Origin of the sequence: Pseudomonas sp. LAMO17WK12:I5 (assembly GCF_900215165.1) — a bacterium.
In the GTDB taxonomy this organism is placed as follows: domain Bacteria; phylum Pseudomonadota; class Gammaproteobacteria; order Pseudomonadales; family Pseudomonadaceae; genus Aquipseudomonas; species Aquipseudomonas putida_A.
Genome location: NZ_OBDS01000018.1, coordinates 74,850 through 95,127, shown reverse-complemented (window position 1 = coordinate 95,127; position 20,278 = coordinate 74,850). Strand labels below are relative to the sequence as shown.

Genomic DNA, 20,278 nt, shown 5'->3' with positions numbered 1-20,278 from the left:
ATCGCCCCGGCAAAAAACCTCGTTTTACTCGTTACCACCGCGGTAACCCCAGGCCAGCATATATTGCTCGCGGGAGCTGCCACGAGAAGAATCCGGCTTGATCATCTGGATCTTGTCGAATTTCTTGCGAGCATCCTTCAGGTAAACATCGAAACCTTCACCCTGAAAGATCTTGATCACGAAATTGCCACCCGGCTTGAGTATCCGTTCCGCCAGATCAAGCGCCAGTTCGCAAAGGAACATGGCTTTCGGCATATCCACTTCAGGCGTACCACTCATATTGGGGGCCATATCGGAAATCACAAGGTCCACCTGCGAATTACCCACGGCCTCAAGGATTCGCGCGAGCACTTCGTCCTCGGTGAAGTCACCCTGAATGAAGGTCACGTCCGGGATGCTGTCCATTTCCAGAATGTCCGAAGCGATCAGACGCCCCTGACCGCCAATCAGACGGCTGGTGACCTGCGACCAGCCGCCGGGCGCTGCGCCCAGGTCGACAACGCTCATGCCGGAACGGATCAGCTTGTATTTCTCCTGGATCTCCAGAAGCTTGTAACTTGCACGCGAACGGTAGCCATCCTTCTGCGCCTGCTTCACATAAGGATCGTTGACATGTCGTTTCAGCCAACCAAGGCTTGTCTTGGAACGCGCCATTGGGCACCTCGATGATTAGGGTCGTGATTAATTGGGCGGATCCACGAACCCTCGGGTAAAATGGCCGCCATTTTACAGAATCCAGACGAAAGGGTCAGATTATGCCGCTCACTCCAGAGCAGAAGAAACAGTACAAATCCATTGGCCACCACCTGAAGCCGGTTTTGACGGTGGCGGACAACGGTCTGACTGAAGGTGTATTAGCCGAACTCGAACGCGCACTGGCGGATCACGAGCTGATCAAGATCAAGCTCAACATCCTCGATCGCGAGTCGCGCCTGGCGCACATTGCAGAGTTGTGCAAGGTCGGCAAGGCTGACCTGGTTCAGGTCATCGGCAAGATGGCACTGGTTTATCGCAAGAACTTCAGCGTCAACAAGCAGCTGTCGAACGTTCATCGCTTCAAGTGATGACAAGGGTCAAGGGTGTGCTTCGCGCACCCTGCCACTCCATCCCGGCAGCGGTTGCAACACCAACACCACACCGGAGAAGCCCAACAGCAGAAAACTGAACTCCTGCCAGCGCTGCGCTTGCGGCCAGCCGACACGCACTGCAATAAACATCGCACACGCATACAACGCCATCAGCAACACCTGCCCGCGAAAATCCCGCCATAGACTGGCAAGGCCATCGGCCTGTACCAGCACCAAAGCCTGAAAAATCACGCATGCCGCGGCAAAACCCGCCACCGGCACTTCGAATGCATCGGCAACTTCATCGATCAGCAACGGTGCCAGGCCAATCTTGCCCAACACCGGTCGCAAACCGAGATGTATCAACCAGAAGCCGCCGACCCACAACATCTGGGTCAGCTGCCAAAGCATGGCGCCCGCACGTAGCGGGCGCCTGCCTTCAGATGTGACGGACTTCGACAATCTCGTACTCGATAACGCCACTCGGCGTTTTCACGGCAACCACATCACCCTCTTCCTTGCCGATCAAGGCACGGGCCAATGGTGAGCCGACCGAAATCTTGCCGAGTTTGAAGTCAGCCTCATCCTCACCCACGATGTGGTAAGTGACGCTCTCATCAGTCTCGACGTTGGCGATTTCGACGGTAGTACCGAAGATCACTTTGCCGGTGTGCGGGATAGTCGTGACGTCGATGATGACCTGATTCTGAATCCGGCCTTCGATGTCACGGATCCGCGCCTCGACCATGCCTTGCTGTTCGCGGGCGGCATGGTATTCAGCGTTTTCCTTCAGGTCACCCAACTCGCGAGCGGTACCGATGTCCTGGCTGAGCTTTGGACGAACGACCTTGGTCAGGTGAGCGTGTTCTTCTTCCAGGGCTTTCGCGCCCTGGACGGTCATTGGGTATTTGATCATGCCTTCAATCCTGCGTGTAGATCCTGCAAGCGGCGCACGGTCTTCTCGGGACCGAACTTCAGCGCTTCGCAGATAGCTTCGCCCGCAGCAATGGTGGTGGTGCAGTAGATCTTGTGCTGCAGGGCATTACGACGAATGGAGTAGGAATCAGCGATCGACTGACGGCCTTCGGTGGTGTTGATGATCAGAGTGACTTCGTCATTCTTGATCATATCGACCACGTGCGGACGCCCCTCGGTCACCTTGTTCACACGGCGCACTTTCAGGCCTGCAGCTTCGATCAGCTTGGCAGTGCCGGCAGTGGCGACCACTTCGAAGCCCAAGTTGATCAGATCACGGGCCACGCCTGCAACCAGCGGCTTGTCATCGTCACGCACGCTGATGAACGCGGTACCGCCGGTCGGCAGCACTTCGCTGGCGCCCATCTGGGCCTTGGCGAATGCTTCACCGAAGGTGTCGCCGACGCCCATCACTTCACCGGTGGACTTCATCTCTGGGCCGAGGATCGGGTCAACACCAGGGAATTTGGCGAACGGGAACACCGCCTCTTTCACGCTGTAGAAGTTCGGGATGATTTCCTTGGTGAAGCCGATTTCCTTCAGGGTCTTACCGGCCATGACGCGAGCAGCGATCATTGCCAGGGAAACACCGATGCACTTGGACACGAACGGCACGGTACGCGAAGCGCGCGGGTTGACTTCGATGACGTAGATGTCTTCGCCCTGCAGCGCCAGTTGCACGTTCATCAGGCCGACAACGCCCAGTTCCAGGGCCATTTTCTTGACCTGTTCGCGCATCTCGTCCTGGATGTGTGCCGGCAGCGAGTACGGCGGCAGCGAGCACGCGGAGTCACCGGAGTGAACGCCCGCCTGTTCGATGTGCTGCATGATCGCGCCGATCACCACGTCTTTGCCGTCGCAGACCGCATCTACGTCCATCTCGATGGCGCAGTTGAGGAAGTGGTCGAGCAGCACCGGGCTGTCGTTGGACACTTGCACCGCGTCACGCAGGTAGCGCTTGAGTTCGTCTTCCTTGTAAACGATTTCCATCGCGCGGCCGCCCAGTACGTAGGACGGGCGAACCACCAGCGGATAACCGATTTTCGCGGCAGCGCGAACGGCTTCGTCTTCGCTGCGCACGGTGGCGTTTGGCGGCTGACGCAGGTTCAGGCGCTCAACCATTTGCTGGAAGCGCTCACGGTCTTCGGCACGGTCGATGGCATCAGGGCTGGTACCGATGATCGGCACGCCAGCGGCTTCGAGGGCACGCGCCAGTTTCAGCGGCGTCTGGCCCCCGTACTGGACGATTACGCCTTTCGGCTTCTCGACGCGGCAGATTTCCAGCACGTCTTCCAGGGTTACCGGCTCGAAGTACAGACGGTCGGAAGTGTCGTAGTCGGTGGAAACGGTTTCCGGGTTGCAGTTGACCATGATGGTTTCGTAGCCGTCTTCGCGCAGTGCGAGGGCAGCGTGTACGCAGCAGTAGTCGAACTCGATGCCCTGGCCGATACGGTTCGGACCGCCACCCAGAATCATGATCTTGTCGCGACCGGACGGTGCGGCTTCGCACTCTTCCTCGTACGTCGAGTAGAGGTAAGCGGTGTCGGTGGCGAACTCGGCGGCGCAGGTGTCAACGCGCTTGTAGACCGGGAACACTTCCAGTTTTTGACGGTGAGTACGCAGGTTCTTCTCGGTCACACCCAGCAGCTTGGCCAGACGCTGATCGGAGAAGCCTTTGCGCTTGAGCTTGAACATCAGGTCGCGGTCGATGGCGGACAGACCGAGGGTCTTGACCTTCTCTTCGTCCTTGATCAGATCTTCGATCTGCACCAGGAACCACGGGTCGATCATGTTCATGCCGAAGATGTCTTCGACGGTCATGCCGGCGCGGAAGGCGTCCGCCACGTACCAGATACGCTCGGCGCCCGGCACGGTCAGCTCGCGCTTAAGGATGCTCATGCTTTCCGGATTGCTCAGGTCGAGCTTCTCGTCCAGACCGCAAACACCGACTTCCAGACCGCGCAGGGCTTTCTGCAGGGATTCCTGGAAGGTGCGACCGATGGCCATGACTTCGCCGACCGACTTCATTTGAGTGGTCAGGCGTGCGTCAGCGTTGGCGAATTTCTCGAAAGCGAAACGTGGCAGCTTGGTGACGACGTAGTCGATCGACGGTTCGAAGGACGCCGGGGTCTTGCCGCCGGTGATGTCGTTCGACAGTTCGTCGAGGGTGTAGCCCACAGCCAGCTTGGCCGCGACTTTGGCGATCGGGAAACCGGTGGCTTTCGAAGCCAGTGCCGAGGAACGCGATACACGCGGGTTCATCTCGATCACGACCATGCGACCGGTGTCCGGGCAGATACCGAACTGCACATTGGAACCGCCGGTCTCGACGCCGATCTCGCGCAGTACCGCCAGCGAGGCGTTACGCAGGATCTGGTATTCCTTGTCGGTCAGGGTCTGTGCCGGAGCAACGGTGATCGAGTCACCGGTGTGCACGCCCATCGGGTCGAAGTTCTCGATCGAGCAGACGATGATGCAGTTGTCCTTTTTGTCGCGGACAACTTCCATTTCATATTCTTTCCAGCCGATCAGCGACTCGTCGATCAGCAGCTCTTTGGTCGGCGACAGGTCCAGACCGCGGGCGCAGATTTCTTCGAACTCTTCACGGTTGTACGCGATACCGCCACCGGTGCCGCCCATGGTGAAGGACGGACGGATGATGCACGGGAAACCCAGACGCTCGAGGACGGCGTTGGCTTCTTCCATGCTGTGGGCGATACCGGAACGCGGGCATTCCAGGCCGATCGACTTCATGGCCTTGTCGAAACGCGAACGGTCTTCAGCCTTGTCGATGGTGTCGGCGTTGGCGCCGATCATTTCCACGCCGAATTTTTCCAGAACGCCTTCGCGCTCCAGGTCCAGGGCGCAGTTCAGAGCAGTCTGGCCGCCCATGGTTGGCAGCACGGCATCCGGACGCTCTTTTTCGATGATCTTGGCCACGGTCTGCCACTTGATCGGCTCGATGTACGTGGCGTCAGCCATGTCCGGGTCGGTCATGATGGTGGCCGGGTTGGAGTTCACCAGGATGACGCGGTAACCCTCTTCGCGCAGGGCTTTGCAGGCCTGGGCGCCGGAGTAGTCGAATTCGCAGGCCTGGCCGATAACGATCGGGCCAGCGCCGAGAATCAGGATGCTTTTAATGTCTGTACGTTTTGGCATGGGTTTGTCACTCAAATCCGCAGGTCAGTCGGCAAGCCGTCTTGATCGATTTCTGAAGCCCTGAGGGGCGCCACCGGTATCGGGGCCGCCCTCGAGGGCTTCTCGCTACAGTCTCAAGGCGAACGCTTAGCGTCGCTTGGCCATCTCGTTGATGAAGCGGTCGAACAGGGGCGCCACATCGTTCGGGCCCGGGCTCGCTTCAGGGTGGCCCTGGAAGCTGAACGCGCTCTTGTCGGTGCGCTCGATGCCTTGCAGGGTGCCGTCGAACAGCGATTTGTGAATCGCACGCACGTTGGTTGGCAGGGTCGCTTCGTCAACCGCGAAACCGTGGTTCTGGCTGGTGATCATCACGACGCCAGTGTCCAGATCCTGTACCGGGTGGTTGGCACCGTGGTGGCCGTGACCCATTTTCAGGGTCTTGGCGCCGGAGGCCAGAGCCAGCAGCTGGTGACCGAGGCAGATACCGAATACCGGAATCTCGGTTTCCAGCACTTCCTTGATCGCCTTGATCGCGTAGTCGCAAGGCTCCGGGTCACCAGGGCCGTTGGACAGGAACACGCCGTCCGGCTTGAGTGCCAGCACATCGGCAGCCGGGGTTTGCGCCGGCACCACGGTCACGCGGCAGCCGCGCTCGACCAGCATGCGCAGGATGTTCAGTTTGACGCCGTAGTCGTAGGCAACCACGTGGTATGGCAGCTCGGAGGCATCGATGGTCGCGTGGCTGTCGGTCTTCAGCTCCCAGACAGTTGAGCGCCATTCGTACTTTTCCTTGGTGCTGACGACTTTCGCCAGATCCATGCCCTTCAGGCCCGGGAAGCCTTGCGCGGCGGCAATTGCAGCTTCTTCGGAGATGTTGTCGCCGGCCATGATGCAGCCGTTCTGTGCGCCTTTTTCACGCAGGATGCGGGTCAGGCGACGAGTATCGATACCAGCGATTGCCACAACGTTGTTGGCTTTCAGGTAGTCGGACAGGGACATCGTGTTACGCCAGTTGCTCGCTACCAGCGGCAGGTCACGGATGACCAGGCCAGCGGACCATACGCGGTCGGACTCGGCGTCTTCCGGCGTGGTGCCGGTGTTGCCGATGTGCGGGTAAGTCAGGGTAACGATCTGCTGGGCGTAGGAAGGATCGGTAAGGATTTCCTGATAGCCGGTCATTGCGGTGTTGAACACCACCTCACCAACGGTTTGACCGTCGGCTCCAATGGCTTCGCCGCGAAAAATGCTGCCATCAGCAAGGGCGAGTATGGCTGGCTTAGTCAAGAAGACCTCCCGTAAATAACGCATGAAAGGGCAATCGCAGGTTGTAAAAAAGCGGAGTGACGTATGGACACGTCACCCCGCTTCTTCACTGAATTATTCTGCGCGCTTTTAGTGGACACACTAAAGCTGTAGCTTACAGAAAAAGGCTTTTTTGGTCCACCGCTAAAGAGCCTAAAAGGCCGGAGAATGCGACAGGCCGTCGCGCGGTGTAGAAAAACCAGCGCAAACCGGGCGTTTGCGCTGGGTAAAACAGTCAATCAATGCAGGTCGAGCACGTCCTGCATGTCGTACAGACCCGGCTCGCGACCATCCAGCCACAACGCCGCACGCACAGCACCCTTGGCGAATGTCATGCGACTGGAAGCCTTGTGCGTGATCTCCAGGCGCTCGCCCTCACAGGCGAACAGCACGGTGTGATCGCCAACCACATCACCACCACGCACGGTAGCGAAACCGATGGTTTCCCGCTCTCGCGCGCCGGTATGGCCTTCACGGCCATAGACCGCAACCTTCTGCAGATCACGATCCAGCGCATCGGCGATCACTTCACCCATGCGCAGCGCCGTGCCCGAAGGCGCATCGATCTTGTGCCGGTGATGCGCCTCGATGATTTCGATGTCGGCATCGTCGCCCAGCACCCGGGCGGTCATTTCGAGCAGCTTCAGCGACAGATTGACCCCAACACTGAAGTTGGCCGCGAACACGATCGGAATATCCTTGCCCGCCTCGGCCAGCAGCTGCTTTTGCGCAGCGTCGAGCCCGGTGGTGCCGATGACCATGGCCTTGCCGGCCTTGCGGCAGAACGCGAGGTTTTTCAGCATGACTTCCGGCAGGGTGAAATCGATCAGTACATCGAACTCTTCAGCCACCGATTCGAGATTGCCGGACAACGGCACACCGATGCGACCCAGCGAAGCCAGCTCACCGGCATCCACCCCGATCAGCGTACTGCCGGGACGAACGATCGCCGCGGTCAGGCCGGTCAGCGGCGCGCGCTGCTGCACGGCCTCGACCAGAATCTTGCCCATGCGCCCGGCGGCGCCCATCACAGCTATACGTCGCATGCCGACTCCTTACAGATCGCCGAAGAAGCGCTTCACACCATCGAACCAACCGGTGGTTTTTGGCGAGTGGCTGTTGTCATCCGCCAGCGAGCTGCGGAATTCTTCGAGCAATTCGCGCTGACGACGATTCAGATTGACCGGGGTCTCCACCGCTACACGGCACATCAAGTCGCCCGCACCACCGCCCCGCACGGGCGCCACGCCTTTGCCGCGTACACGGAACTGCTTGCCGGTCTGGGTGCCTTCAGGGATTTTCAGTTTGACGCGACCGTCGAGGGTCGGGATTTCCAGTTCGCCGCCGAGCGCCGCATCCACGAAGCTGATCGGCACTTCGCAGAACAAGTGCTTGCCATCGCGCTGGAAGATGTCGTGCTCGCGCACGCTGATCACCACGTACAGGTCGCCAGTCGGGCCACCTTGAGTACCCGCCTCGCCTTCGCCGGACAGACGAATGCGGTCACCGGTATCGACGCCAGCCGGCACTTTGACCGACAGTGTTTTGTACTCTTCGACACGACCGTCGCCGTGGCAGGAGTCGCACGGATCGGAAATGATCTTGCCCTGGCCATGGCAACGCGGGCAGGTCTGCTGCACCGAGAAGAAGCCCTGCTGCATGCGCACCTGACCGATGCCGCCGCAGGTCGGGCAGGTCGATGGCGACGAGCCTTTCTTCGCGCCGGAACCATCGCATGGCTTGCAATTGACCAGTGTCGGTACGCGGATATTCACGGTAGTGCCGCGCACCGCTTCTTCCAGATTCAGCTCCAAGGTATAGCGCAGATCGCTGCCACGCTGGGCGCCACCACGGGAACCGCCGCGACCGCCACCGAAGAAGTCACTGAAGACATCGCCAAAGATGTCGGAGAAGTTCTGCCCGCCGAAACCGGCGCCACCGCCACCCATGCTTGGGTCGACGCCAGCATGACCGTACTGGTCGTACGCCGCGCGCTTGCTCGAATCGGACAATACTTCGTAGGCCTCGTTGGCCTCTTTGAACAGTTCTTCCGACGCTTTGTCATCGGGATTACGGTCCGGGTGATGCTTCATCGCCAGACGACGATAGGCCTTCTTCAGGTCTGCATCGCTTGAACCACGCTCAACACCCAATACTTCGTAATAGTCACGCTTTGCCATAAGTCTTTTGCACTCTTGAGGACGTTCGGCAAACCCCTCCTGAGGATGGCCAAACTCGTTGAGCCCCAATACAGGCCCGGACCCAACTCACGTCAATTCAACGATCCTGGTCTTTGTTTCATTTGGTACTTGCGGCGCGAAAAGCAGGAGCATTCCCGGCCATACCAGCAGCAGGCGAACCTTGTCGCATGCTGTAAAAATTCGTGTATTCCAGATACGCCAACGCGGGAGCAAGCTCCCGCGCGGCGACATCCTACCAGTCACCGCCGCAAGGCAGTCAACCGGCCGACCAACAACTTACTTGTGGTCTTTGACTTCTTCGAACTCGGCATCGACAACATCGTCAGCCTTTTCAGCCTTCTCGTCGTGCGGTGCCGCGCCTTCAGCAGGCTGAGCCTGTTCGGCGTACATCTTCTGAGCAACCGGAGCCGAGACTTTCGACAGCTCTTCGATCTTCGCTTCGATGGCAGCCTTGTCGTCGCCTTTCACAGCGGCTTCCAGTGCAACCACGGCAGCTTCGATCGCGGTTTTCTCTTCAGCGCTGACCTTGTCGCCCGCTTCGGTAACCATTTTGCGAGTCGAGTGAACCAGTGCATCACCCTTGTTACGGGATTCAGCCAGTTCAGCGAACTTGCGGTCTTCCTCGGCGTTCAGCTCGGCATCGCGAACCATCTTCTGAATTTCTTCATCCGACAGACCGGAGTTGGCCTTGATGGTGATCTTCTGCTCTTTACCAGTCGCCTTGTCTTTCGCACCAACGTGCAGGATGCCGTTAGCGTCGATGTCGAAGGTCACTTCGATCTGTGGCACGCCACGTGGAGCTGGTGGAATGTCGGCCAGGTCGAACTTGCCCAGGGACTTGTTCTGTGCGGCTTGCTTACGCTCGCCTTGCAGGACGTGAATGGTCACGGCGCCCTGGTTGTCGTCTGCAGTCGAGAACACTTGCGATTTCTTGGTAGGAATCGTGGTGTTTTTCTCGATCAGCGCGGTCATCACGCCACCCATGGTTTCGATACCCAGGGTCAGCGGGCTGACGTCGAGCAGCAGAACGTCTTTCACGTCACCGGCCAGAACGGCGCCCTGGATCGCAGCACCCATGGCAACCGCTTCGTCCGGGTTCACGTCTTTACGTGCTTCTTTACCGAAGAAATCGGTCACCAGCTTCTGTACCAGCGGCATACGAGTCTGACCGCCGACCAGAATCACGTCGTTGATCGCGCCAACGTCGATACCGGCGTCTTTCATAGCGATACGGCAAGGCTCGATGGTGCGCTGAACCAGGTCTTCAACCAGTGCTTCGAGCTTGGCACGCGAAATCTTCACGTTCAGGTGCTTAGGACCGGTAGCGTCTGCAGTGATGTACGGCAGGTTGACGTCGGTCGACTGAGCGGACGACAGCTCGATCTTGGCTTTCTCAGCGGCTTCTTTCAGGCGCTGCATGGCCAGCGGGTCACCTTTGAGGTTCATGCCGCTTTCTTTCTTGAATTCGTCAACGAGGTAGTCGATCAGACGAATGTCGAAGTCTTCACCGCCGAGGAAGGTGTCACCGTTGGTGGCCAACACTTCGAACTGGTGCTCGCCGTCAACTTCAGCGATCTCGATCACGGAAACGTCGAAAGTACCGCCACCCAGGTCATAAACGATCACGGTGTGATCGCCCTTGGCCTTGTCCATACCGTAAGCCAGAGCCGCTGCGGTTGGTTCGTTGATGATACGTTTAACGTCCAGACCGGCGATGCGGCCGGCGTCTTTGGTCGCCTGACGCTGGCTGTCGTTGAAGTAGGCCGGAACGGTGATTACCGCTTCGGTCACAGGCTCGCCGAGGTAGTCTTCGGCGGTCTTCTTCATCTTCTTCAGAATTTCAGCCGAGATTTGTGGCGGCGCCATTTTCTGGCCGTTCACTTCAACCCAGGCGTCGCCGTTGTCAGCCTTGGCGATTTTGTACGGGACCATCTTGATGTCTTTCTGTACGACTTCTTCGTCGAACTTGCGACCGATCAGACGCTTCACCGCGTACAGGGTGTTGTGCGGGTTGGTCACTGCCTGACGCTTGGCCGACTGACCAACGAGGATTTCACCATCGTTGGCGTAAGCGATGATCGACGGCGTGGTACGCGCGCCTTCGGCGTTTTCGATAACTTTGGCTACGCCGTTTTCCAGCACGGAGACGCAGGAGTTGGTAGTCCCCAGGTCGATACCGATAATTTTGCCCATGTTCACTCTCCCGAAACTTTGGATTTTGTTGCCGCAGTAGTGGTGGCTAACTGCGGTAATACTTAAACGCTTGACTTCTAAATGGGGGCCTTGCGGCTAATTTCAAGCCTTCTCGTCAATCGAAGGCGAAATTGGCGCCGGCGCCTTGCTGACCACAACCATGGCCGGACGCAACAGGCGGCCATTGAGCTGGTAGCCCTTCTGGAACACCTTCAGAACGCTGTTCGGTTCGACGTCGGCGCTTTCCTGCATGGCCATCGCCTGATGGTGAACGGCATTGAACGGTTCGCCATGCGGATCGATCGCTTCAAGCTGGTAACGCTTGAGGGTGTCGTGGAACATTTTCAGGGTCAGCTCGATGCCTTCGCGCATCGGACGGATGCTTTCGTCGTCCGGGCTCGACAGTTCGAGGCCGCGCTCCAGGCTGTCAACGATCGGCAGCAAGTCACCGGCGAACTTTTCCAGCGCAAACTTGTGCGCCTTCTCGACATCCTGCTCGGCACGACGGCGGACGTTCTGCAGATCGGCAGCTACGCGCAGCGACTGATCCTGCGCGGCGGCCAACTGCTCTTCGAGCACTTGTACACGGGTCGCCAGGTCGTCACCCGAAGTTTCGGGCGCCTGATTGGCTTCTGGATTTTGCGTATCTACTGTCTGTTCGTCAGCCATAGAATTCTCCTTTCAATTACGTCCGCGAGCTGTACTCACGCTTCTGCCCCGATATATGGGGCCGCAAAATCAGGCTTCAAGGGCCTGCAATGATTAACCCTACAAAAAAGTGCTGCATTGTCATTCCCGCTCGGACTAAGCATTTGATCGGATCAAGCAAATCGAGCTAAGCGAGGGCATTGTCAGCCTGAAACAAAACACTGTATAAATAACCAGACCTAAAGCCTGGGAGCGGCCTTTATGCTGGTGCACCTGTCCGTACATAACTACGCCATCGTTGAACATCTCGATCTCGAACTCGATCGCGGGATGAGCGTGATCACAGGGGAAACCGGTGCCGGCAAGTCGATCATGCTCGACGCCCTGGGCCTGACCCTCGGCGATCGCGCCGACAGCGGCGTAGTTCGCCCAGGCGCCGACAAGGCCGATATCCTGGCCACCTTCGACCTGGTCGACATTCCCGAAGCCCATGCCTGGCTGGCCGAGCGCGATCTTGAAAGCGATGGTCCGTGCATCCTGCGTCGGGTGATCACCGCTGAAGGCCGTTCACGCGGCTATATCAATGGCACGCCCTGCCCGCTCGGCGATCTCAAGGCCCTCGGCGAGCTGCTGATCGATATCCACAGCCAGCACGAACACCAGTCCCTGCTGAAGACCGACACTCACCGGCGCCTGCTCGACGAATACGCCGGCGCTACCGATCTGGCCCGCCAGGTTCAACTCGCCGCGCAGCGCTGGCGTCAAACCCGCCAGGAGCTGGAGCGCCTCTCCAATTCTGGCGACGAACAACGCGCGCGCCACCAACTGCTCAGCTACCAGCTTGAAGAACTGGAAAACCTCGGCCTCGGCGACAACGAGCTGGACCAGCTGGAGCAGGAACACAAGAATCTGACCAATGCCGAAACCCTGCTCGGCATCTGCCGACAGGTGGTCGAGCAGTGCAGCGAAAGCGATTCCGGCAATGTGCTGAATGCACTGACCGCAAGCCTCAATCGCCTGTCGAGCGTGAACAACTCGGTTGGCGCACTGGGCGAAGCCAGCAGCCTGCTGACCAGCGCGCAGATCCAGGTCGAAGAAGCCGTGGGCGAACTCAATCGCTTCCTCGACAACTTCGATGCCGATCCGGCGCGCCTGCAGTATCTGGAAGAACGCCTCGACGCAATTTACACCCTGGCCCGCAAGCACCGGATCCAGCCAACTGAAGTCGCCGAGATGCAGCAGAAGTTGCTGGATGAAATCGAAACCCTCAATGCCAATGACGAATCCATCGAGCGCCTGGGTGAAGAACTGGCGTCCTACGCGCGCCATTATCAAGAGAAGGCCCGAGAGCTGAGCGACTTGCGTCATCAGGCCGCCGGCAGCCTTGCCAGCGCCGTGGAGCAGGAAATCCAGCGCCTGGGCATGCCGGGCGGGCGCTTCACCATCGAACTGCGCGCCAACAGCAGCGACGAATTGCTACCCAACGGCTTGGAGCAAGTCGAGCTGCTGGTCAGCGCCAACCCCGGCCAGCCACTGAAGGCGCTGGCCAAAGTGGCCTCCGGCGGCGAGCTGTCGCGGATCAGTCTGGCGATTCAGGTGATCACCGCGCAGACCTCACGGGTACCAACCCTGGTATTCGACGAAGTGGACGTAGGTATCGGCGGGCCGACCGCCGAAATCGTCGGCCAGTTGCTGCGGCGGCTTGGCGATCGCGGTCAGGTGCTGACCGTGACGCACTTGCCGCAAGTGGCGGCGCAGGGTCATCAGCATTTGTTCGTGCACAAGGTGCGTGGTGAACAGGCGACTCACACCGCCGTGTCCAAGCTGAGCAAGAACGACCGTATAGAAGAAGTGGCGCGGATGCTGGGCGGCATCGACCTGACCAAAGAGTCTTTGGCTCACGCAAAAAAAATGGTGGTTACCGCAAAAGTTTAAGCACAGCAGAAAGCACGAAGGCGACCCTTGGGTCGCCTTCGTTCGTTTCGCGAACCTGAAATTCGCGCGACATGCTTACTTTTTCTTGCGTACGTACAGCACCAGATTGTGATCTACCAGATCAACACCGTGCTCCTCGGCAATTGCCTTCTGGAGCTTTTCGATTTCCGGACTGACGAATTCGACGACTTCACCGGTTTCCACGTTGACCATGTGGTCGTGGTGGCCACCGTCGGCCAGTTCGAATACCGCGTGGCCACCGTCGAAGTTGTGACGGACCACGAGGCCAGCGGCTTCGAACTGGGTCAGAACACGGTAAACCGTGGCCAGACCGACGTCCTCGCCCGCTTCCATCAACGCCTTGTAGACGTCTTCGGCACTCATGTGACGCTGCTCGGTAGAGTCGAGCATTTGCAGGATCTTGACCCGTGGCAGGGTCACTTTGAGGCCGGCTTTGCGTAGTTCGCTATTTTCAACCATGGTCAGCTTTCTCGCGATGCTGCTTCGCAGCTTCTCTTAATGCGGGTATGATCGGCGTTTACGTTGTCCCAGCCAAGATAGTGGAAGTCGCCCACCGATGCAAAACACCAAGCTCTTGCTAACCAGTTTCACCTTTGTGGGACTGCTCGCACTCGCCGGTTGTTCATTCCCCGGGGTTTACAAAATCGACATCCAGCAGGGCAATGTCGTCACGCAGGACATGATAGACCAGTTACGCCCGGGAATGACCCGTCGGCAAGTACGGTTTATCATGGGTAACCCTCTGCTGACCGACACGTTCCATGCCGATCGCTGGGATTATCTGTACAGCCTGCAACCTGGTGGCGGTGAACGCCAACAGGAACGCGTGAGTGTTAACTTCAACTCCAACGACCAGCTTGTCAGCCTGTCCGGTGACTTCATGCCGGGCGTGAGCCGTGACGAAGCCATTCTCGGCAAGGACAGTGGCACCAGCGTGACCGCCCCTGCTGAAAACGCCGAGAAGCCGAAGCCGGAACAACCAGCCAAACCAGGCTCCTTGCTGGATTCGATCCAGAAGGATGTGGACGGTGTTGAAACCGTTCCGGTTCCGACGCCTGAGCCGCTGGACACCTCGCCGCAGTAATGTGCGAGGCAATAAAAAACCCGGAATTTCCGGGTTTTTTATTGCCTGCGATTTGGCCCATCTACTGATTTCGCGCTTTCGCCTCGGCAGCCTTGGCCGCGCGCAGACGCCGCACCTCTTTCGGGTCAGCCAGCAATGGTCGGTAGATCTCGATGCGATCCCCCGCCTGAATCAGGCGAACCTGCGGATCCGCGATCACTTTGCCGAAGATACCCAACGGGCACTCACTCAAGTCCAGCTCCGGAAATTCATCGCCAATACCTGACTTGAGCACCGTCTCACGCACTGTCGTCCCTTCAGGAACGCTCAAAGTGCGCAAGATCTGACGATCCACGGCGGCATACACCACTTCAATCTCGATCACCGGCTCAACCATGCATCTGCTTGGCACGCTGGCAGAACGCATCCACCAGCGTATTCGCTGCCTGATTGAACAGCGGGCCGAGTGTCGCGCGCACCAGCGGGCCGGCGTAGTCGAAAGACAGGTCAAGACTGATCTTGCAGGCCTTCTCGTTCAACGCCTTGAACACCCAAACGCCATGCAGCTGATTGAACGGGCCTTCTTCCAGGTTCATCTCGATCGACTGCCCCGGCACCAGCGTATTGCGCGTCACGAAGTGCTGACTCAGACCGCCCTTGGCCACACCAACGCTGGCGCGCATGTGCTCGGGCGAGCTCTCCAGCACCTCGGCGGACGAGCACCACGGCAGGAATTCCGGGTAACGCGCGACGTCGTTGACCAGGTCGTAAAGGAATTGCGCCGGGTATGGCAGCAACGCCGAACGTTGAATATGTGTCGTCATGTAAGCGTTACTTCCAGAGCTGAGCGGCAAACACTACCAGAATGCCGATGGGCGCCACGTAGCGCATCAAGAACAGGGCCAGGGCAAACAGCGCCGGGTTACGAATCGACAACTCGTCACGCACCGCCTCACGCCCCATCACCCAACCGGCAAACAGCACGAAGCACAAGCCACCGAGCGGCAACATGATCCGCGAGGTGAAGAAATCAATCACGCCGAAGAAGTCCAGACCGCCTGCCGCCCCCCATTGGTAGAGATGAAACAGCCCGCCATCGTTCACGAAAAATTTGGCTTCCTTCCAGATATTGAAGGAGAAAACCGTACCCAGACCGACGAACCAGCAAATGAATGCCAGCCAGAAAGTCACCCAGCCACGGCTGATTTTCGTGCGTTCAACCAGATAGGCAACCATTGGTTCGAGCAGGGAAATCGCCGAGCTCCAGGCGGCAATTGCCACCAGGACAAAGAACACCACGCCCATCAACTGGCCGAAAACCACATTACCGAAGGCAAATGGCAGACTGACGAACATCAGGCCCGGACCTTCGCTAGGGTTCAAACCGCCAGCAAACACAATCGGAAACAATGCCAGACCGGCCACCAGCGACACGAAGGTGTCGAGCAGTGCCACACCGACCACCGTGCCGGACAACGAGGCTTCCTTGGTCATGTAAGCGCCGTAGATCATGATCGAGCCGACGCCCACGCTCAGGGAAAAGAACGCATGGCCCATGGCGGGCAGCAAGCCGTCGAGGACTTTTTCCGGGTGGAAATCGAACATGAAATGCACGCCTTCCATGAAATGCCCGGTGGTCATGCTGTAACCCAGCAACACCAGCACCATCACGAACAGCAGCGGCATCATGATCCGCAGACTGCGCTCAAGCCCGGCAACCACGCCTTTGGCGATCACCACGGCCGACAACAGCATGAAAACTGTGTGCCAAAGTGTCAGGCGCCAGGGATCGGAGATGACATTGCCGAAATAAGCGCCGACCTGCTCCGCCGTGGCGCCCTGGAAGTCGCCGCGCCCCATGTCGATGATGTAATCCAGCGACCAGCCGCCAACCACACTATAGAAAGACAGGATCAGCAACGCCGTGATCATCCCGGCAAATGCGCCCCACGACCACTTGCCCGAATGCCCGGCTTCCAGCGCCAGCACCTTCAGGGCGTTCGCCGGACTCTGCCGTGCGCGGCGGCCGATCAGGGTTTCAGCCAGCATGACCGGGATCCCGATCAGGGCGATGCAGGCCAGAAACATCAGCACGAAGGCGCCGCCACCGTAGACCCCGACCATGTAGGGGAATTTCCAGATGCTGCCCAGTCCCACGGCCGAACCGGTCGCGGCGAATATGAAAACCCAGCGGCTAGCCCAACTGCCGTGGACAGAAACCTTGTCTGTCGACATTGAATATCACGCCCAAGCGTTAGAAAAAGAGGCCGCATTGTCCGGGATTCACTCAACGTGCTCAAGCACGCAGCATCACCGTAGCCGAGGACCGTTTATCTCCATATAATGCCGCCCCTATGGCTAAACAGAAGAAACACCCAACAGGGACCATCGCGCAGAACAAAAAGGCGCGACACGATTACTTCATCGAACATCGTTTCGAGGCTGGTCTGGTCCTGGCCGGCTGGGAAGTAAAAAGTCTGCGGGCAAGCAAGCTGCAACTGGTCGACAGTTACGTGCTGCTCAAGGATGGCGAAGCCTGGCTCCTCGGCAGTCACATCACGCCGTTGATGACCGCCAGCACCCACGTCATCGCCGATCCGACCCGCACCCGCAAACTGCTGCTGAACAAGCGCGAGCTGGAAAAACTCGCCGCTGCCGTGCAACAGAAAGGCTACGCCTGCGTGTGCCTGTCCTTCTATTGGAGCAAGCACATGGTCAAGTGCGAGATTGCTCTGGGCAAGGGTAAGAAGGAATACGACAAGCGTGACACCGAGCGCGAACGCGACGCCGGTCGTGAATTGCAGCGCGCCGTGCGCAACAAGGGCAAGGAAGAATAATTTTCCTGCTGTAAAAGATCGCAGCCTGCGGCAGCTCCTACACAGGAATGAGAATTTCCCTGTAAGAGCTGCCGAAGGCTGCGATCTTTTTGCTTCTAAAAGCTACATCCCCTTGCGCCGCTCCGCCCGAGCCATGCGCTGAACTTCCTGCCGCACCTCCTCCAGCACCTCCTGCACATACAGAATGTGCCGGCTGGAAACCTCCCGCGCCTGCTCCGCACGCCCCTCGATAATCGCCAGATACAGCTCCCGGTGCTGAGAAATCAGCATGTCGCGGGTTTCCGTGCGCTGCTTGTACATACCGCCGATGTTGGTCACTACGTTACGCTTGAGCAGATCGAACAACCCGCGAATGGTGTGCAGCAGCACTGCGTTGTGGCTGGCTTCGGCGATCGCCAGATGAAACTTCGCATCCGCCGCGCCCTCTTCCGCCCGGCTCACTTCGTCATGCCGCGTATAGCAATCCTGCAACTCATTGAACGCAGCAGTCAGACGCTCACGATCCACATCCGTAGCGCGCAATGCTGCGTAATAGGCGCACGATGCCTCCAGAGTGTGCCGAAACTCCAGCAAGTCGCGCTGCGCCTCGGGATTGCTCTCCAGCAGCAATAGCAAGGGATCGCTGAAAGTCGAGCCGAGCGTTTCCACCACATAATTGCCGCCACCCTGGCGACTGACCAGCAAGCCCTTGGCCGCCAGTTTCTGAATCGCTTCGCGCAACGACGGACGCGACACGCCGAACTGCTCGGCCAAAGCGCGCTCGGCCGGAAGCCGCTCACCGGACTTCAGCGTGCCCTCGAGGATCATCCCCTCGAGGCGCTCGACAATATCGTCAGACAAACGGCGCTGACGAATCTGATCAAACCCCATAACTCATTTCTCCACGATCCCGACCGCGCGCCGGGCTCTCTATTCTGGCCTATCGGCGCCCCGCCGACACCTGTCAGCGCACATTCGCCCGACCGGATCAGATGCCCTCTGCACCGCTTATTCGACAAAAGTTTCAGGGCGACAAATTGACACACCGTCATCAAGGCTTTTACCCTAGCCAACAGCGATTGTAAATTGGTATTACCAATTAACCAAGAACGCTGACAGTGCCTGACCAACAACAATTAGGGGCCACCCCATATGCAAACCTGGCAACAGCTCTATACCCCGCTCGGCAGTCTCGGCGTCTCCGCTCTTGCGGCCGTCATCCCCATCGTTTTCTTCTTTCTCGCGCTGGCGGTGTTCCGCCTCAAGGGTCACGTGGCCGGCAGCATCACGCTGGCCCTGTCGATTGCCGTGGCGATTTTCGCCTTCCACATGCCGGTCGACATGGCCTTCGCCGCGGCCGGATACGGCTTTGCCTACGGTCTGTGGCCGATTGCCTGGATCATTGTCGCGGCGGTGTTCCTCTACAAACTGACAGTCAAGAGTGGCCAGTTCGAGGTCATTCGCAGTTCGGTGCTGTCGATTACCGACGACCAGCGTCTGCAGGTGCTGCTGATCGGTTTCTGCTTCGGTGCATTTCTGGAAGGTGCCGCCGGCTTCGGCGCGCCGGTAGCGATTACCGCCGCGCTGCTGGTCGGCCTCGGCTTCAACCCGCTGTACGCCGCTGGCCTGTGCCTGATTGCCAACACCGCGCCAGTAGCGTTTGGCGCACTGGGCATTCCAATCATTGTTGCCGGGCAAGTGACCGGCATCGACGCGTTCAAGATCGGCGCCATGACCGGCCGCCAACTGCCGCTGCTGTCGCTGTTCGTGCCGTTCTGGCTGGTGTTCATGATGGACGGCCTGCGTGGCGTGCGTGAAACCTGGCCGGCAGCGCTGGTTGCAGGCCTGAGCTTCGCCGTGACCCAGTACTTCACTTCGAACTTCATCGGCCCGGAGTTGCCGGACATCACCTCGGCCCTGGCCAGCCTGATTTCCCTGACCCTGTTCCTCAAAGTCTGGCAGCCAAAACGCGCCGCCGGCCAACACATCGCCGGCGCCGTTTCGGCCTCGGTGGTGACCGCCAGCGCAGGAGGTTTCGGCCAGAAGCGCAGCACCGTGGCGTCGCCTTACAGCCTCTGGGAAATTTTCATCGCCTGGTCGCCATTCCTGATCCTCACCGTACTGGTAACCATCTGGACCCTCAAGCCGTTCAAGGCCATGTTTGCCGCCGGCGGCTCGATGTACGCCTGGGTGTTCAACTTTGCCATCCCGCACCTTGACCAACTGGTGATCAAGACTGCTCCGATCGTCGCCACCCCGACCGCCATCCCGGCCGTGTTCAAACTCGACCCGATTTCCGCGACCGGTACCGCGATTTTCTTCTCGGCGCTGATCTCGATGCTGGTACTGAAGATCAATTTCAAAACTGGTCTGACCACTTTGAAAGAAACCTTCTACGAACTGCGCTGGCCTATTCTGTCGATCGGCATGGTGTTGGCGTTTGCCTTCGTCACCAACTACTCAGGGATGTCTTCGACCATGGCGCTGGTCTTGGCCGCGACCGGCGCAGCGTTCCCGTTCTTCTCGCCGTTCCTCGGCTGGCTGGGCGTGTTCCTCACCGGCTCGGATACCTCGTCCAACGCGCTGTTCAGTTCGCTGCAGGCGACCACCGCGCACCAGATCGGCGTCAATGACACCCTGCTGGTAGCCGCCAATACCAGCGGCGGTGTGACCGGCAAGATGATCTCGCCACAATCGATCGCCGTGGCCTGCGCCGCGACCGGGCTGGTGGGTAAGGAATCGGATCTGTTCCGCTTCACTCTCAAGCACAGCCTATTCTTTGCCACGATTGTCGGCCTGATCACTCTGGCCCAGGCCTACTGGTTCACCGGCATGCTGGTGCACTAAACCTATAAACAAAACGGAAATAACCGACGCCGGCTGGTGATTCCGGCGTCAGCAATTCACACCCCGGTCTGT

19 protein-coding genes are annotated in these 20,278 nt (G+C 58.9%); 5 read left to right on the top strand and 14 right to left on the bottom strand.

Annotation, left to right across the window (positions count from 1 at the left end; all coding sequences use genetic code 11):
* Window positions 1–24: 24 nt before the first annotated feature.
* Complete coding sequence (gene rlmE / locus CRO59_RS27370; protein WP_003221536.1) at window positions 25–654, bottom strand: 23S rRNA (uridine(2552)-2'-O)-methyltransferase RlmE; 630 nt, start codon at window positions 652–654, stop codon at window positions 25–27.
* Between the two features lie 101 nt (window positions 655–755).
* On the opposite strand from rlmE, the gene CRO59_RS27365 reads away from it, so the two are divergent.
* Window positions 756–1,064, top strand: coding sequence for a YhbY family RNA-binding protein (locus CRO59_RS27365; RefSeq protein WP_003221534.1), 309 nt, complete (start codon window positions 756–758; stop codon window positions 1,062–1,064).
* A gap of 9 nt (window positions 1,065–1,073) precedes the next feature.
* On the opposite strand, the gene CRO59_RS27360 is transcribed toward CRO59_RS27365, so the two are convergent.
* The 8 genes from CRO59_RS27360 to grpE form a co-directional block, all read right to left on the bottom strand.
* The gene (locus CRO59_RS27360) at window positions 1,074–1,478 is read right to left on the bottom strand and encodes a hypothetical protein (RefSeq protein ID WP_027610778.1); all 405 of its coding nucleotides are present in this window, start codon (window positions 1,476–1,478) and stop codon (window positions 1,074–1,076) included.
* A gap of 28 nt (window positions 1,479–1,506) precedes the next feature.
* Window positions 1,507–1,983 carry a transcription elongation factor GreA gene (gene greA, locus CRO59_RS27355; RefSeq protein ID WP_003221530.1) on the bottom strand — a complete coding sequence of 159 codons (477 nt, stop codon included), beginning with the start codon at window positions 1,981–1,983 and terminating at the stop codon, window positions 1,507–1,509.
* Window positions 1,980–5,201: a carbamoyl-phosphate synthase large subunit gene (gene carB / locus CRO59_RS27350; RefSeq protein WP_007961429.1), complete on the bottom strand. Its 3,222-nt coding sequence runs from the start codon at window positions 5,199–5,201 to the stop codon at window positions 1,980–1,982. Before carB ends, greA begins: the two co-directional genes overlap by 4 nt.
* A gap of 126 nt (window positions 5,202–5,327) precedes the next feature.
* Window positions 5,328–6,464: a glutamine-hydrolyzing carbamoyl-phosphate synthase small subunit gene (gene carA / locus CRO59_RS27345; protein WP_097090471.1), complete on the bottom strand. Its 1,137-nt coding sequence runs from the start codon at window positions 6,462–6,464 to the stop codon at window positions 5,328–5,330.
* A 257-nt stretch (window positions 6,465–6,721) separates the two neighbouring features.
* Window positions 6,722–7,528, bottom strand: a complete 807-nt coding sequence (dapB, locus tag CRO59_RS27340; RefSeq protein WP_003221523.1) for a 4-hydroxy-tetrahydrodipicolinate reductase — start codon at window positions 7,526–7,528, stop codon at window positions 6,722–6,724.
* 9 nt (window positions 7,529–7,537) lie between these two features.
* A complete protein-coding gene (dnaJ, locus tag CRO59_RS27335; protein ID WP_097090470.1) occupies window positions 7,538–8,662 on the bottom strand; it encodes a molecular chaperone DnaJ in 1,125 nt (374 codons plus the stop codon).
* 297 nt (window positions 8,663–8,959) lie between these two features.
* The gene (gene dnaK / locus CRO59_RS27330; protein WP_003221521.1) at window positions 8,960–10,876 is read right to left on the bottom strand and encodes a molecular chaperone DnaK; all 1,917 of its coding nucleotides are present in this window, start codon (window positions 10,874–10,876) and stop codon (window positions 8,960–8,962) included.
* Window positions 10,877–10,978: 102 nt separating this feature from the next.
* Entirely contained in the window at window positions 10,979–11,545 is a 567-nt protein-coding gene (gene grpE, locus CRO59_RS27325) for a nucleotide exchange factor GrpE (protein WP_007961425.1), read from the bottom strand.
* Window positions 11,546–11,785: 240 nt separating this feature from the next.
* On the opposite strand from grpE, the gene recN reads away from it, so the two are divergent.
* A complete protein-coding gene (recN, locus tag CRO59_RS27320; protein WP_097090469.1) occupies window positions 11,786–13,459 on the top strand; it encodes a DNA repair protein RecN in 1,674 nt (557 codons plus the stop codon).
* Between the two features lie 75 nt (window positions 13,460–13,534).
* Here the strand turns inward: recN and fur are convergent, their stop codons facing one another.
* On the bottom strand, window positions 13,535–13,939 hold the full coding sequence (fur, locus tag CRO59_RS27315; protein ID WP_003221515.1) for a ferric iron uptake transcriptional regulator: 405 nt from the start codon (window positions 13,937–13,939) through the stop codon (window positions 13,535–13,537).
* A gap of 97 nt (window positions 13,940–14,036) precedes the next feature.
* On the opposite strand from fur, the gene CRO59_RS27310 reads away from it, so the two are divergent.
* Window positions 14,037–14,564 (top strand): outer membrane protein assembly factor BamE, encoded by a 528-nt coding sequence (locus tag CRO59_RS27310; RefSeq protein ID WP_027610774.1) that lies wholly within the window; start codon window positions 14,037–14,039, stop codon window positions 14,562–14,564.
* Between the two features lie 61 nt (window positions 14,565–14,625).
* Here CRO59_RS27310 and CRO59_RS27305 read toward each other — a convergent pair whose 3' ends face one another.
* From CRO59_RS27305 to CRO59_RS27295, 3 genes are read right to left on the bottom strand one after another with little or no spacing between them, the layout of a single operon-like run.
* Window positions 14,626–14,940: an RnfH family protein gene (locus tag CRO59_RS27305; RefSeq protein ID WP_027610773.1), complete on the bottom strand. Its 315-nt coding sequence runs from the start codon at window positions 14,938–14,940 to the stop codon at window positions 14,626–14,628.
* Window positions 14,933–15,367, bottom strand: coding sequence for a type II toxin-antitoxin system RatA family toxin (locus CRO59_RS27300; protein WP_003221509.1), 435 nt, complete (start codon window positions 15,365–15,367; stop codon window positions 14,933–14,935). The genes CRO59_RS27305 and CRO59_RS27300 overlap by 8 nt, the downstream gene beginning before the upstream one ends.
* A 7-nt stretch (window positions 15,368–15,374) precedes the next feature.
* Window positions 15,375–16,778, bottom strand: coding sequence for a sodium-dependent transporter (locus tag CRO59_RS27295; protein WP_097090468.1), 1,404 nt, complete (start codon window positions 16,776–16,778; stop codon window positions 15,375–15,377).
* Window positions 16,779–16,897: 119 nt separating this feature from the next.
* Between CRO59_RS27295 and smpB the strand changes: the two genes are divergently transcribed.
* Window positions 16,898–17,380 carry an SsrA-binding protein SmpB gene (gene smpB, locus CRO59_RS27290; protein WP_003221505.1) on the top strand — a complete coding sequence of 161 codons (483 nt, stop codon included), beginning with the start codon at window positions 16,898–16,900 and terminating at the stop codon, window positions 17,378–17,380.
* Between the two features lie 102 nt (window positions 17,381–17,482).
* On the opposite strand, the gene CRO59_RS27285 is transcribed toward smpB, so the two are convergent.
* The gene (locus CRO59_RS27285; RefSeq protein ID WP_027610772.1) at window positions 17,483–18,250 is read right to left on the bottom strand and encodes a GntR family transcriptional regulator; all 768 of its coding nucleotides are present in this window, start codon (window positions 18,248–18,250) and stop codon (window positions 17,483–17,485) included.
* A gap of 261 nt (window positions 18,251–18,511) precedes the next feature.
* Between CRO59_RS27285 and CRO59_RS27280 the strand changes: the two genes are divergently transcribed.
* A complete protein-coding gene (locus tag CRO59_RS27280; protein ID WP_027610771.1) occupies window positions 18,512–20,206 on the top strand; it encodes a lactate permease LctP family transporter in 1,695 nt (564 codons plus the stop codon).
* Window positions 20,207–20,278: the final 72 nt, after the last annotated feature.